This window comes from Sutcliffiella sp. NPDC057660 (assembly GCF_042800035.1).
Classification (GTDB): domain Bacteria; phylum Bacillota; class Bacilli; order Bacillales; family Bacillaceae_I; genus Sutcliffiella_A.
In genome coordinates, this window is the sequence record NZ_JBHVHV010000004.1 from 24,088 (window position 1) to 37,396 (window position 13,309).

A 13,309-nucleotide genomic window follows, 5' to 3' on the forward strand; every position below is an offset into this window, starting at 1 on the left:
ATTATCTTGTAATCTATTAATCTTCCAGCAAGCTGTATGCAGGAAGTGTTAAAAACTCTGCAAACTCTTCGTCTTTTATCAGACTTTCAAACAGCTCGACAGCCTGATCCAATTTCACGTGTGTGTAACGTGATGGCCCCACTTTTGCCAAAATGGCCCGCTTCTCCTCTTGAATGAGTCCCTTTACAAGTTCAAGCTTTATTTTGGTCCCATCCTCCAAATTCGCCCCAGGATGCCTTACCCATTGCCAGACCTGCGATCTTGAAATTTCCGCTGTTGCTGCGTCCTCCATCAGATTGAAAATGGGAACTGCTCCGTTTCCATCCAGCCATGCGGTGATGTACTCGATGCCGACATGGATATTTTTCCGTAATCCCTCTTCGGAAATGGAGCCTTCTGGAAGTTCTACAAGTTCGGCCGCTTCCGCATGGACATCTTCCCTTTTGCGGTCAATCTGATTTGGCCCCTTCATATGTTCATTGAATACTTCCATGGCAACCGGTACTAGCGCTGGGTGCGCCACCCATGTACCATCATGGCCATCTTTCACTTCACGAAGCTTATCCTCCCTCACCTTGGAAAAAGCAAGTTCATTCGCCTGTTCGTCGTTTTTGACCGGAATCTGTGCGGCCATCCCACCGATAGCATGAGCGCCACGTTTATGGCAAGTTTTTATGACCAGCTGTGTATACGCTCTCATAAAAGGCACCGCCATGGTCACCTGGCTTCTATCCGGAAGCAAGAATGTAGAGTCGTTGCGGAACTTTTTGATGAAGCTGAAGATATAATCCCATCTGCCACAGTTTAATCCGGCAGCATGCTCCCGTAGCTCATAAAGGATTTCATCCATCTCAAAGGCTGCCGTGATCGTTTCGATCAGTACCGTGCCCTTGATGGTTCCCTGTGGGATTCCCAGCTCCTGTTGCGCAAATATAAACACATCATTCCAAAGTCTTGCCTCTTGGTGGTTTTCGAGTTTCGGCAAGTAAAAATAAGGTCCGCTTCCGTTTTCGATGAGCAGCTTTGCATTATGGAAAAAATAAAGTCCGAAGTCGAAAAGGCTGGCTGATACTGGATCCTTGTCCAGAAGCACGTGCTTTTCTTCGAGATGCCAGCCTCTAGGGCGGACAAGCAATGTTGCAATCTCATCGTTAAGCTTGTATAGCTTGCCATTTGATGCCTCAAATTCAATGGCCCTTAAGTTTGCGTCTCTCAGATTGATCTGGCCATCCATGATATTTGACCAGGTCGGTGATGTTGCATCCTCAAAGTCTGCCATGAAAACCCTTGCTCCTGAATTAAGCGCATGGATGATCATTTTCCTATCCACCGGCCCGGTAATTTCCACTCTTCTATCCTGTAGATCATGTGGGACTGGGTTGACCTGCCAATCACCGTTTCTGATATGTGCAGTTGATTCAAGGAAATCCAATTTCGTTCCTTGATCGAGTTTCTTCTGTTTTTGCACTCTTTCTTGAAGAAGCTCTTTTCTCCGGGGATTAAATGTTGTATGCAGCTTTTCAATAAAGATAAGTGCGTCCTGTGTTAATACAGTTTCATAGCCTTTTTTCCATTCTCCTGTAACCTCAATGCCTGATGTGTCTATATTCACGCTTCTTGCAACCTCCTTTGTTATGAAACAGTTAGTATATTTGTATTGTATTATATAACAGAATGTTCAAAAAAATAAAGCCCTTTTTTGGATTTGTTTAGTAATTTTTTTCGACAAAGCAAATTACACATAAAAAAAAGAGGCAATAGGCTTCCCTATTCCTCTTCTTCCAAGTATTTTTCCAGGTAGGCAATGCGGTCGACCATTGGCGGATGCGTGTATCTTAGGAATTTTACCAGTGCTGGCGGATGAACTTCACTGAGGCTGGATCTTGTTATCTCCTGAAAAGCGCCAATAGCTGGTGCAGCATCACCTGTCAGCTCGATGGCATAGACATCCGCCGTATGCTCCTGATGCCGCGATATCGCATTGGTGATGGGGCTTGCAAGAAACAGAACAAGGGATAACAGGAGCAGCAGCAAAGGCAAAGAGGAAAATTGTCCCAAACGCGTAATCTTGATAGCTTCCCCCCATTTGGAGATCACTCTGGCTGCACACCAGTGAATCAGATAAAAAGCAAAAAAGGAGAATACAATATAGCCAGAGATCCCGACTACCACATGGTTCATGACGAAGTGACCCATTTCATGTGCCATGATGAACAGGATCTCCTCCTCTTTAAGGCGCGTCAATAACGTGTCCCATAAAACAATGCGTGAATTTCCTCCGACACCTGTTACATAGGCATTGATGCTATTTGTCTTCTCCGACATATTCACTTCATATACCCGGTCCGCTGCAATATCCGATTCTGCTGCAAGCCCGAGGATTTTCTCTTCCAATTCCTTGTCCTGAAGCTCGGTAAAATCGTTGTACAATGGATCGATGACCACCGGCTGTATGTACATGAGAAAGAAGACAAACGGAATGAACAACGCCCAGGCTGCCACCCACCACTTTTTCTCGAAACGGCGGATCAGATAATAGAGGACCATCACCACGAGCCACATGAGGAAAATCCCTTCCCAGAAGCCGACCAGCTGATCTCGCATCCAGCCTGCAAAAGGTTGAACGGTGATATTATAGCTTTTCGAAAGAACGAACCGGATATAGCTTAGTGGAAAGCTAGCGAGTGTGACGAAAAGCGTCAGCCAGAACACATAGATCCCGCCTTGGAGCCAAGAGTACCGTGTCACCTTTTCCGACCAGGCCTGAATTGCCTGGGCCCCGCCGAGCAAAATCAAAAGGAAATAGAGCACCCAATCAAACGGCAAGGATAAAAAATACATCATATTGCGTATCTTGGAGTATTCCTCTACGAGCAGCATTTCCTTGCTTGAGAGAAACGTCCTCGGATCCGCCTTCGTTCCCACCAGATCTGCCGGCAGGGAAGTATCCGCACCAAACCAGAGATAATAGGCCATCACAAGTGCATATAGGACGTATCCTACTATTGTTCCAATAAGAATTTTTTTCAAGAACGCACCTCCCCACTTCCATACTATTCTATCGCCGAACTGGCTGTTTTATTAGTCTGTACAAAAAAACACACATAGAGACATGTGTGCTTTACAGAAAGGCTTTCCTATCATACTATCAACTCACCACCCATGAATATACACTCAGAGCGGCAATTGCACTGATGACAACCAAGATCACATTCGCCCCAAGATAGGCAACAACCAACGCCACTGCACCGCCGATCACCCCGTACATGATATCTTCATTGATGAGAAAAATCCCTGGAACGATCAGTGCCCCAAGTGTTGCATACGGAACATTTTTCAATACCGCTTGCACAAAAGGAGGAAGCTCTTTCCCCTGAAACATGACAAATGGGATAAGGCGCGGCAGATAGGTGACCACCGCCATGCCCACAATCATGATGACAATCGTATTATTCATGGTCCTTCTCCCCCTCTTCTACACCACTTCGAAAAATACTTTCCACTCCAACAGCACTGACCAGTGTTGCCATCACAATGGACCAGCCTGGTGCAATGCCGAGGACCAGGGTGAATATCGAATTCAACATCGCAGCAATCCCCGCCAGGACAACCACTTTGCGATGCTTTTTAAAGGATGGGACAAGCAAGCCGACAAACATGGCATACAAGGCCACCGCCATGCTTTCCTGCAGGGAATCCGGCAGGCTGCTTCCGATGGCATGGCCAATGCCGGAGCTCACGACCCAGCTTGAATAGGAGATGAAAATTACTCCAAACATATAGCCCGTCCTGATGGTTCCTTCCTTTGTCGCTGTGACAGAAAAGGTTTCATCTGTAATGCCAAATGAATAGAGCGACTTCTTCCAAAGCTTATCCTCCTCCACCTTCTCATTCAGTGAAGCACTCATCAGAAAATGGCGGATGTTCAGGATAAAGGTGGTCATGACAATCTCAAACACTCCTGACCCCAGGACTATCATATTCAAACTCATATACTGTGCCGCTCCTGCAAAAACTAGGAGACTCATCATTACCGTTTCCGTTACTGTCAGCCCTGCGGATTTCGCCAGCAGACCAAATGTAATAGCAATCGGAACATATCCGATCGCGATACTGATACCTGCCTGCAGCCCGTTCCGGAAGGATGAACTGTTTCTGGTTGCAATAGTCGTTGCCACAGCGCATTTCCCCTATACCTGTCAATTTTATTATCTATTAATATACTAATTGTCAGGAGGGATTGTAAAGACTATTTCGAAAAACGTAATATTCTTTTTATGCTACGGATTAGAATGAAAATTGTTAGAATGATTTTGTATTGTGTTAGAATGTTAAGCACAGTTGTTAGAATGTTGATGATTCGTGTTAGAATGTTTAGTCCTTCTGTTAGAATGATGAAGAAATCTGTTAGAATGCCCTGAAAAGACTTCAATTATTTCTTCCAAGAAAGTGGAATTCTATCAATTCATTCATTTTTTCTATCAAACCGTAGACTTTTCTAGCAAACAAGCTTTTTATTCTACCAAACCCCATCATAATTCTACTAATCAATCTGCTTTTCTACCTACCTCGTTTTTACACAAAAAGAGCTGCCCGAAAGTCAGCAGACTTTTGGACAGCTTCTTTCTCTTATTTCCCTTTAAACTCCGGCGCCCGTTTCTCCCCGAACGCCACCAACGCTTCCACCCTGTCTTCGGTCGGGATGATCACTTCATAGGCTTTGCGCTCGATCTGCAAGCCTGTCTGCATATCGACACCCATCCCTTGCCTGATGGCAAACTTGGCCTGCTGAAGCGCAACCGGTCCATTTTTCAGCATTTCATGGGCAAGCTCCATGGCTCCGCCGAGTACTTGGGAGCTTTCGTCTACGAGTCTTGTGATCAGGCCGAAGCCGTTCGCCTGTTCCCCAGTGAACCGTCTTGCAGTCAGGATCAACTCCATTGCCTTCGCTTCCCCAATGATTCTAGGAAGACGTTGCGTCCCGCCTGCACCTGGAATGATGGCAAGGCTCGTTTCCGTCAGTCCCATTTTCACATCGCGTGCCGAGACACGGAAATCACATGCCAAAAGAAGCTCCATCCCGCCTCCGAATGCATAGCCGTTGATCGCGGCAATCGTCGGCTGCGGCAGGTCGGCGATGCGGTTGAACACATCCCCGATCTTATACACATTGCGTCGTACCTGCTGCTCTGTCAGGCCTCTTCTTTCCTTCAGATCAGCACCGACACTGAACGCCTTTTCCCCGGCTGCCGTCACAACGACAACACGTACTTCCGGGTTCGTGCGCAGCTCTTCTGCCACAAGACCGAGCTCTAAGAGCATATCGTAATTAAACGCGTTCATCGCATCTGGGCGATTAAGCGTGACAGTCGCAATATAGTCCTTGACTTCCACCTGTATAAAATTCACGTCTGTTCCCTCCCCGAGATTGTTAGCGGTTACAAAATTCGCTATTTTTATAGATTCTCTAAGGAGTCTAAAAATCCTCTTATACTCCCAGCTTTTCTTTCAAAGCCCTTCTGAGGATCTTCCCGGTCGTATTCTTTGGCAGCTCTTCCAGGAACTCAATGGAACTTGGAACCTTATACTTCGCCAAGCGTTCCGCACAATAAGCGAGCAGCTCCACTTCCGCCACCGTTTGATCTGTCACGACGAAACACTTTACCGCTTCACCGAGCTCGGGGTCAGGCACCCCAACAACTGCCACTTCCACCACATTCTTATGGCTGTACAGCACTTCCTCAACTTCACGCGGGTACACATTGTAGCCGCCGACGATGATCATGTCCTTTTTGCGGTCGACGATGTAGAAATAGCCTTCGTCATCCATTGTGGCAAGGTCACCGGTATAGAGCCAGTTATCTCGGATGGCGTGTGCCGTTTCTTCCGGCATCTTGTAATAGCCCTTCATGACATTCGGTCCGCGTACCACAAGCTCTCCCACTTCACCAGGAGCAACCTCTTCACCCAGTTCGTTTACGACCTTGTTCTCCACGTTCACGATCGTCGTACCGATGCTGCCTGGTTTTCTTGGCTTATCCAATGGGTTGAAGCATGTAACAGGTGACGCTTCGGAAAGGCCATAGCCTTCAGAGATGATGACCTGGTATTTCTTTTCGAAATTCTGCAGGAGTGCAACAGGCATGGAAGCACCGCCACTGATGCAAAGTCGCAGTGATTTTAGATCCTCCACATCTCCCTGGGATTGCAAGAGGAAATTGTACATCGTCGGCACTCCGGCAAACACGGTTGCTTCATATTTTTTCACGATTTCAAAAATAGCCTGCGGGCTGAACCTCGGCACAATGATCACGGTTGCTCCATTCATCAACGGGGCATTCAGCGCCACAGTCAAACAGAAGACATGGAACATCGGCAAGGTTGCCACGACCTTATCACTGTCATTCATTTTTAGGAAGTCAGCTGCATCCTTGGCGTTTCGGTACAAATTCTTATGTGTCAGCATCGCACCCTTTGGCTTACCAGTCGTTCCGGATGTATAAAGAATCACTGCCACATCGTCATCCATAAGTTCCGGACCTTCGTACGCAAAGCTTCCGTTCGCCATAATGCTTGTAAACGATTTCATTTTAGGGAATAGGGAAAGCTGATCAACCGGGAAGCTCTTCGCTTTTTCCTTTCCATCAGGTGTTTCGCAAATGATGTAGGTTTCTGTTTCTGGTAAATAGTTGTGAAGCTTTTCAAATAGTGGAACAAGAAGGTCTAAGGTGATGACAGCTTTTACATCGCCGTCTCGCAAAATGTAGCCCAACTCATCTGGTGTGTAGATAGGATTGATCGGAACGACCGTTGCGCCGAGGCGTGCGGCACCGTATAAGCCGACAACAAAATACGGAGAGTTTCCTACCACCAGTGCGATGTGGTCACCCTTTTTGATGCCCATTGCTTCCAGTCCTGATGCAAAGGCATTGATTGCAGCATTCAGTTCCGCGTATGTTTTGGAATCCCCTTCAAAAACATACGCCTCTTTCATCGGGTTCGTTCTAGCCGTCAGTGCTAACTGTGACGAAATATTCATTGTTTCATCTCCCCTTGCTATTTATTGAATGAATGACCATTCATTTATCTCCCACTAACAATTATAGTAGATTGCTAGAGTTCTGTCATTAAATTATGTCTATAAAATTAAAATATTCAGATAAGATATTTTACTATAGAAAAGAACGTGAAGCCCAAAGCCCCACGTTCCCAAAATTAGTATATTAGATCAAGCAATTCTTCACGCGTTATATTCCCGAAATAATGTTTCACATCTACCGTTTCGATCGCTTGGGCTATTTCGGCTTTCTCATATTTGACGCCAATAAGCAGCTCTTCGATTTCACTGACATCCCCGACACCGAAGAAGTCCCCGTAGATTTTGCAGTTTTCTATTTTCCCTTTTGTCACATCGAGGCGGATGTCAATCTGTCCGACAGGGAACCGGTGCGAATGCTGCAGATTGAACTTGGGTGATTTTCCATAGTTCCAGTCCCAGTTCTGATAACGTTCCTTCGATAGCTGATGGATGTTCTTCCAATCCTCTTCCGTCAGTTCATACTGCGGAACATCCTTCGTCTTGAAAATTGCCTCCAGAAGAAGCTGGCGGAACTGCTCGATGGTGATATCCTCTTTCAGGAATTCCTTGATATTCGCCACACGGCTCCGGATCGACTTGATTCCCTTCGATTCGATTTTATCCTTTTTCACATTGAGTGCAGAGACAACATGCTCGATCTCGGAATCGAATAATAATGTCCCATGGCTGAACATGCGGCCCTTTGTGGAAAATTGTGCATTCCCGGAGATTTTGCGTCCCTCTGCAAGGATATCATTGCGGCCGCTCATTTCCGCATCCACACCTAGGCTCTTCAACGCCTCCACTACCGGTGCGGTGAACTTTTTGAAATTGTGAAAGCTCTCCCCGTCATCTTTGGTGATGAAACTGAAATTCAGGTTCCCATGGTCATGATAAACCGCTCCCCCGCCGGAAAGACGACGGACGACATGGATGCCATTGTCTTCTACATATTTCGTATTGATCTCTTCCACACTGTTCTGATTCTTACCGATGATGATGGAAGGCTCATTTATGTAGAACAATAGATAGGTATCCTCGATATCAAGATTTTTCAGTGCATACTCCTCGATTGCCAGGTTGATCCTTGGATCGGTAATTCCCTTATTATCAATAAAAAGCATCATTTATTTCCCACTCTCCCACGTATATCCTTTATGTGCCAATGTGATTTCACCTTTATAGATGGATGAAGCCTCCTCCACCAGCTGCTCGATGTTTCCGAAATGAGGCAGATGCGTAAGCAAGAGCTTCGGCACGCCGGAATCCCTTGCCACTTTTGCAGCATCATGGCTGTTCATATGACCTGCAGCCTGTCCATTCTGGTGGGCATACAGATTGCACTCGCAGATCAAAAGGTCCGCATCCCTAGTAAATGGGATGAACGATTCCTGATAGCTTGTATCTGCGGTATAGACAAAAGAGCCCTCATCTGTCGTTACCTTTATCGCATAGCATGGAACCGGATGCGTGGTCTTCAAAAACTCTATGCAAAAAGGCCCAATCTGAAGAGTCTGCGCGGGATCGTATGCCACACCCTTTGTATACTCCTTATGATCCAATGCAGCAAATCCTTGCGCGTCCTCCTGGTGTCCATAGATCGGCAGCTGTGTCACCGTCTTGCCCATGTAAAAAGAAATCAATCTTGCAAACTGCAACGGCCCGATGTCTGCCACATGATCATGATGATAATGCGACAGGATGACGGCATCCAACTCTGTGACTTCTATATAATTCTGGAGCTGTGCTAATACACCGCTTCCGCAATCAATCAGTAAACGAAAACCATCATGCTCGACTAAATACCCGCTTGTTGCACTATTTGCAGCCGGATATCCGCCCCAATACCCTACAACAGTAAGCTTCAACGCCACATCACCCTTTACCTGTTTCTTTTCAAAATAAGAATACCATACCCACACCCATTTTCCTATTTTACAGTTTGTATTAAAACAGTTGTTGACAGGACAAGCACTGTTATAATACAATAACAACAAATAACAAAACGGAGGGTGATAACATGTTGATTAAAAGTACAGAATTTTTCAAAACCTTACCACCTAAAAAATGCGTAGAATGCAAAAAAACAATGGATGAGCAGCACGAATGCTACGGCAACCATTGCAACGAATGCATGTCCAATCAATTAAAATAGCAAACTGCCAACAGGGTATCCTCTTCGGGTACCCTGTTTTATTCCTTTTATTGATCGGTTTTATAGGCTTTAATAGATAAAAGATTTTCTAAATCAACTATGTCGAAATTCCTTTCCTGTAATTCCTCAATCATTATAGAGAGGGCCATGGCAGTTTCTTTCTTTTCGGAATCGGAATGCATCAAAATGATATCTCCATTTCGAACATTTTCAAATACGTTCTTCACAATATTTTCTGATTCCTTCTGGGACCAATCAAGGGTGTCAATAGACCAGAGAACAATAGAATAGCCTTCTTCTTTCGCTATATCTGCAACCATCCCATTTGTTTCTCCATAAGGAGTTCGGAGGATTGCCGGCTCCCTTCCAATTACTTCCTCCACAGCATTCCCGGCCATTTCCAGTTCATTCCTCAATTTTTCCTCTGTCAATGTTGTGAGATCAAGATGATGGTAGCTATGGCTTAATACAAGATGCCCCTCGGAATAAGTTCTCGTCACAATATCAGGATGCTTCTCTACTTCACTCCCTAGATAGAAGAAACTTCCTTTCACATTATACTCTTTTAAAACATCCAAAATGGCAGGTGTTACGAAATTGTCCGGTCCGTCATCAAACGTGAGGGCAACCATTTTCTTATTTGGGCCATTTATGTGGATATGGTCATAGTCTCTGGAAAATGAAACAATATCCTTCCGCCATTTTTGCATGTCTATCCATGATTTAGAAGATAGTTGATTTGATGTCCCTTTAATATCAAGGAGATAGTCTCTTTCCTCTTCGATCTCAGACGCTTTTGCCCTTTCCCCATTAAACACTGACAAATGATCAACTCCTTCAGTCTGATTGGTTATTACCATTTTCATCTCAAGCTGCTTTTCAAGTCTATAAACATAAATCCGTTCGTTTTCAAGCTCACGTATTTCGGAAGGCTTCCCCAACTTCTTTTCCATCATTTCCAAAGTGATTTCTTGAAGATTTCTTGCATAGGACCGGATATCAAAAATCTCCCCGTCATCTCTATATCCGATGGTAACCTTTTTCTCCGGAAAGCTGGCATATATTCCGGAGCCCGCCCGATCTACCTGCTCGGGTTTGCCCCATTCCTTTTGAACTTGGTCGATAGTTGTTTGCCATACGTCAAAGGAGCTTTCCTTGATCATTCCTTTTTGTGCCATGGCTAAGATTTCATCAAGTAGTATGGATGGATCAATCTCATTAATTGGTGAGGGTTCTTTTTCGACTGAAGGACTTTCTGCTTCATCAGGTGGAATTCCCAATTCCCCTTTTTCACATGCCCCCTGGACGAAAATAAATAAAAAAAGGACGAAAAATAAGGAATTGGCCATTTTACTTTTCATCCGATACTGGACCTCCCTTCATTTCTTGGGTTGATTTCTTTTAAAAACATTATAATCTCTTTTGGACTCACTCATCCTAATATTGTTGAATTCTTGTAAGATTTAATGGAGATTTTAAGCATTTTCTACAAGTAATCCATTAATAGAGTGGTAAAATAAGGAGGCATACTTATTTCGATTAAAGGAGTTTACATATTTTGATAAATGAACAACAAAGGAAGTTAAAGCCTTTTATATCACTCATTCTATCCACGAATATACCGAAGCTGGCACTGACTCTCGGATTGATCGGCAGCATATTGACGACCTTCGTAGGTCTCACCATCCCCTTATTGACCAAGCAGCTGGTTGATGGGTTTTCAGTCGACTCCCTCAGCATCTGGATCATCGTCGCCATCGGAGTCGTCTTTATTGTCCAGGCACTGATTGACGGCTTTGCCACCTATGCACTTGCATATGTCGGACAGAAGATCGTCTCGCGACTTCGTGAACTGATGTGGCACAAGTTGATCCGCCTTCCTGTCAGCTATTATGACAAGCAGAAAAGCGGGGAATCGGTCAGCAGGGTCGTCAATGATACGGGAATAGTTAAGGATCTAATTTCACAGCATTTCCCTCAGTTCATTACAGGAATAATTTCCATAATAGGCGCAATCATCATCTTGCTCATCATGGACTGGAAGATGACTCTTCTCATGCTTATATCTGTTCCTGTCACCACTATAATCATGATTCCTCTCGGCAGAAAAATGGCATCCATCTCCCGAGGACTTCAGGATGAAACCGCTCATTTCACCGGAAGCATCCAGCAGACACTGAGCGAGATCCGCTTGATGAAGGCCTCCAATGCAGAAAAGGCGGAAGCTGCGAAAGGGATTGACGGAATTGGAAGGCTTTTGACTTACGGTTTAAAGGAATCTCGTATTTTTGCCATGATTGGCCCTTTGATGTATCTGATTATCATGGCGGTCATTGTGGTAATCATCGGGTATGGCGGAATTCGGGTGGCTGAGGGTTCCATGACCACCGGTGCACTTGTCGCTTTCCTGCTTTATCTTTTCCAGATCATCTTTCCCATCACCTCCTTCACGATGTTCTTTACCCAGCTTCAAAAAGCGAAGGGTGCTACAGAACGAATCATCGATATTTTGAACCTGGAAGTCGAAGAGGGGCAGGAAGGATTGGACATAGACATTACGGACTTGCCTGTACGCGTTGAGGGAATCTCGTTTTCCTATAATGAGGACGAGCCGATTTTAAGCCATGTTTCCTTTGAAGCCGAGCCTGGCACCATGGTGGCCTTCGCTGGTCCAAGCGGCGGAGGGAAATCAACGATGTTTGGACTGCTGGAACGATTCTATGAACCTACCTCTGGGGAAATCCTTGTCGGCGACACACCAATCCATGATCTTTCCATGGAATCCTGGAGAAGCCAGATCGGCTATGTTTCCCAGGACAGTCCCATGATGGCCGGAAAAATCCGCGACAATCTGACGTACGGATTGAGTGATGCTTCAGAGATCCCTGATGATCGCTTATGGGAAGTGGCAAAGATGGCCTATGCGGACCAGTTCATTGCCGAGTTTCCAAAAGGCTTGGACACGGAAGTCGGTGAGCGTGGGGTCATGCTCTCTGGTGGTCAGCGCCAGCGAATCGCCATCGCCCGCGCTTTCCTCCGAGACCCGAAGATACTTATGATGGACGAAGCGACGGCTAGCCTCGACAGCCAGTCCGAAGCAATAGTGCAGCAGGCACTGACGAGACTGATGGAAGGTCGCACCACCTTTGTGATTGCCCATCGTTTATCGACCATTGTCCATGCAGATAAGATCGTTTTTATTGAAAAAGGGCAGGTGACTGGTGTGGGGACGCATCAGGAAATGGTTAGAGCCCATTCCCTTTATCGCGAATTTGCAGAACAGCAGCTGACATAAAAGTTTGATTTTAAACCGTTAAGACCTTTGGATGTCACATTCCCAAAGATCTTGGCGGTTATTCTAGTTCTATAGTGGAATCTATTACAAAGTCCCCCTTCTATATTAATTTCTTTAATAAACCGATAAAATAATTTATTGATTCATTCTATATCTAATCATTTTGCCGATACAAAGGATTGCTATTTTCATAGAATAAATAAGCATATAAAAAGGAGGTGTACAAATGACTCAACCCATTCTTCCACAGTTAAGCCCCCCTCAATTTACCTATTACAATGAACTGAAATACTCTGTTGGAAACGATCCTGCGGTCACAGTGACGAATATCATTGAGTTGCCATTGAATGCAGGATATCTCGTTCCGATTCTTGTCCGAAACCGCAAGAAAGCTCAGGCCCTGGCTACTATTCTAATTGGCCAAAAGGAAATAGGAAATATTAATGTGTATACCGCAGTTATTAATGATGGACAGGTTGTGGATCCGATTGAAGGAACTTTGACAGCAAAGGAAATCCAAGAGCTTTTTGAAACCGCTCTGGATTCGAACCGCTATTTCAAATTTGCCGTAGTGGAACCGTTCACTCCTGGTACATTTTCTGTATTTCCGGTATTTTTAAAGAGCGTCATCCAATTCTATAACGATGATCTCTCTGACCTGTATAAAAACTTTAATGAAGTGGCAGCCAATGTATTCAGAGATATTTTAAAAGAGGATATAAATGGCACTTCCATTAACCCCTCAACCGCTGAAAAAAATTGAGTCAAAAAAAGCGCACCA

The 13,309-nt window shown here is 45.0% G+C and carries 12 protein-coding genes; 3 read left to right on the top strand and 9 right to left on the bottom strand.

Annotated features, from left to right (window positions below):
• Nucleotides 1-16: 16 nt before the first annotated feature.
• The 8 genes from aceB to ACFVAD_RS04825 all read right to left on the bottom strand — a co-directional run bounded on the left by aceB (nt 17) and on the right by ACFVAD_RS04825 (nt 8,946).
• Nucleotides 17-1,612 (bottom strand): malate synthase A, encoded by a 1,596-nt coding sequence (aceB, locus tag ACFVAD_RS04790; RefSeq protein WP_386636661.1) that lies wholly within the window; start codon nt 1,610-1,612, stop codon nt 17-19.
• Nucleotides 1,613-1,767: 155 nt separating this feature from the next.
• On the bottom strand, nt 1,768-3,030 hold the full coding sequence (locus tag ACFVAD_RS04795; RefSeq protein WP_386636664.1) for a M48 family metallopeptidase: 1,263 nt from the start codon (nt 3,028-3,030) through the stop codon (nt 1,768-1,770).
• 118 nt (nt 3,031-3,148) lie between these two features.
• A complete protein-coding gene (locus tag ACFVAD_RS04800; RefSeq protein ID WP_386636666.1) occupies nt 3,149-3,457 on the bottom strand; it encodes an AzlD domain-containing protein in 309 nt (102 codons plus the stop codon).
• Entirely contained in the window at nt 3,450-4,178 is a 729-nt protein-coding gene (locus ACFVAD_RS04805) for an AzlC family ABC transporter permease (RefSeq protein WP_386636668.1), read from the bottom strand. The genes ACFVAD_RS04800 and ACFVAD_RS04805 overlap by 8 nt, the downstream gene beginning before the upstream one ends.
• Nucleotides 4,179-4,629: 451 nt before the next feature.
• Nucleotides 4,630-5,409 carry an enoyl-CoA hydratase-related protein gene (locus ACFVAD_RS04810; RefSeq protein ID WP_386636670.1) on the bottom strand — a complete coding sequence of 260 codons (780 nt, stop codon included), beginning with the start codon at nt 5,407-5,409 and terminating at the stop codon, nt 4,630-4,632.
• Between the two features lie 79 nt (nt 5,410-5,488).
• Nucleotides 5,489-7,039, bottom strand: coding sequence for a fatty acid--CoA ligase family protein (locus ACFVAD_RS04815; RefSeq protein ID WP_386636672.1), 1,551 nt, complete (start codon nt 7,037-7,039; stop codon nt 5,489-5,491).
• A gap of 176 nt (nt 7,040-7,215) precedes the next feature.
• Entirely contained in the window at nt 7,216-8,202 is a 987-nt protein-coding gene (gene lplA, locus ACFVAD_RS04820) for a lipoate--protein ligase (protein ID WP_386637124.1), read from the bottom strand.
• Nucleotides 8,203-8,205: 3 nt separating this feature from the next.
• The gene (locus ACFVAD_RS04825) at nt 8,206-8,946 is read right to left on the bottom strand and encodes an MBL fold metallo-hydrolase (protein WP_386637126.1); all 741 of its coding nucleotides are present in this window, start codon (nt 8,944-8,946) and stop codon (nt 8,206-8,208) included.
• Nucleotides 8,947-9,098: 152 nt separating this feature from the next.
• On the opposite strand from ACFVAD_RS04825, the gene yhfH reads away from it, so the two are divergent.
• Nucleotides 9,099-9,233, top strand: coding sequence for a protein YhfH (yhfH, locus tag ACFVAD_RS04830; protein ID WP_204416747.1), 135 nt, complete (start codon nt 9,099-9,101; stop codon nt 9,231-9,233).
• A gap of 47 nt (nt 9,234-9,280) precedes the next feature.
• Here the strand turns inward: yhfH and ACFVAD_RS04835 are convergent, their stop codons facing one another.
• A complete protein-coding gene (locus tag ACFVAD_RS04835; RefSeq protein WP_386636675.1) occupies nt 9,281-10,594 on the bottom strand; it encodes a polysaccharide deacetylase family protein in 1,314 nt (437 codons plus the stop codon).
• Nucleotides 10,595-10,791: 197 nt separating this feature from the next.
• Here ACFVAD_RS04835 and ACFVAD_RS04840 point away from each other — a divergent pair, with 197 nt between their 5' ends.
• Together ACFVAD_RS04840 and ACFVAD_RS04845 are read left to right on the top strand one after the other, a co-directional pair.
• Nucleotides 10,792-12,528 carry an ABC transporter ATP-binding protein gene (locus tag ACFVAD_RS04840; protein WP_386636677.1) on the top strand — a complete coding sequence of 579 codons (1,737 nt, stop codon included), beginning with the start codon at nt 10,792-10,794 and terminating at the stop codon, nt 12,526-12,528.
• Nucleotides 12,529-12,754: 226 nt separating this feature from the next.
• On the top strand, nt 12,755-13,291 hold the full coding sequence (locus tag ACFVAD_RS04845) for a hypothetical protein (RefSeq protein WP_386636679.1): 537 nt from the start codon (nt 12,755-12,757) through the stop codon (nt 13,289-13,291).
• The last annotated feature ends 18 nt before the right edge of the window (nt 13,292-13,309 follow it).

Excerpts from the sequence above, each read along its gene's own strand:
- lplA (WP_386637124.1), bottom strand. The coding sequence starts at position 8,202 with ATGCTTTTTATTGATAATAAGGGAATTACCGATCCAAGGATCAACCTG.
- ACFVAD_RS04800 (WP_386636666.1), bottom strand. The coding sequence starts at position 3,457 with ATGAATAATACGATTGTCATCATGATTGTGGGCATGGCGGTGGTCACC.
- ACFVAD_RS04835 (WP_386636675.1), bottom strand. The coding sequence starts at position 10,594 with ATGAAAAGTAAAATGGCCAATTCCTTATTTTTCGTCCTTTTTTTATTT.
- ACFVAD_RS04845 (WP_386636679.1), top strand. The coding sequence starts at position 12,755 with ATGACTCAACCCATTCTTCCACAGTTAAGCCCCCCTCAATTTACCTAT.
- yhfH (WP_204416747.1), top strand. The coding sequence starts at position 9,099 with ATGTTGATTAAAAGTACAGAATTTTTCAAAACCTTACCACCTAAAAAA.
- ACFVAD_RS04815 (WP_386636672.1), bottom strand. The coding sequence starts at position 7,039 with ATGAATATTTCGTCACAGTTAGCACTGACGGCTAGAACGAACCCGATG.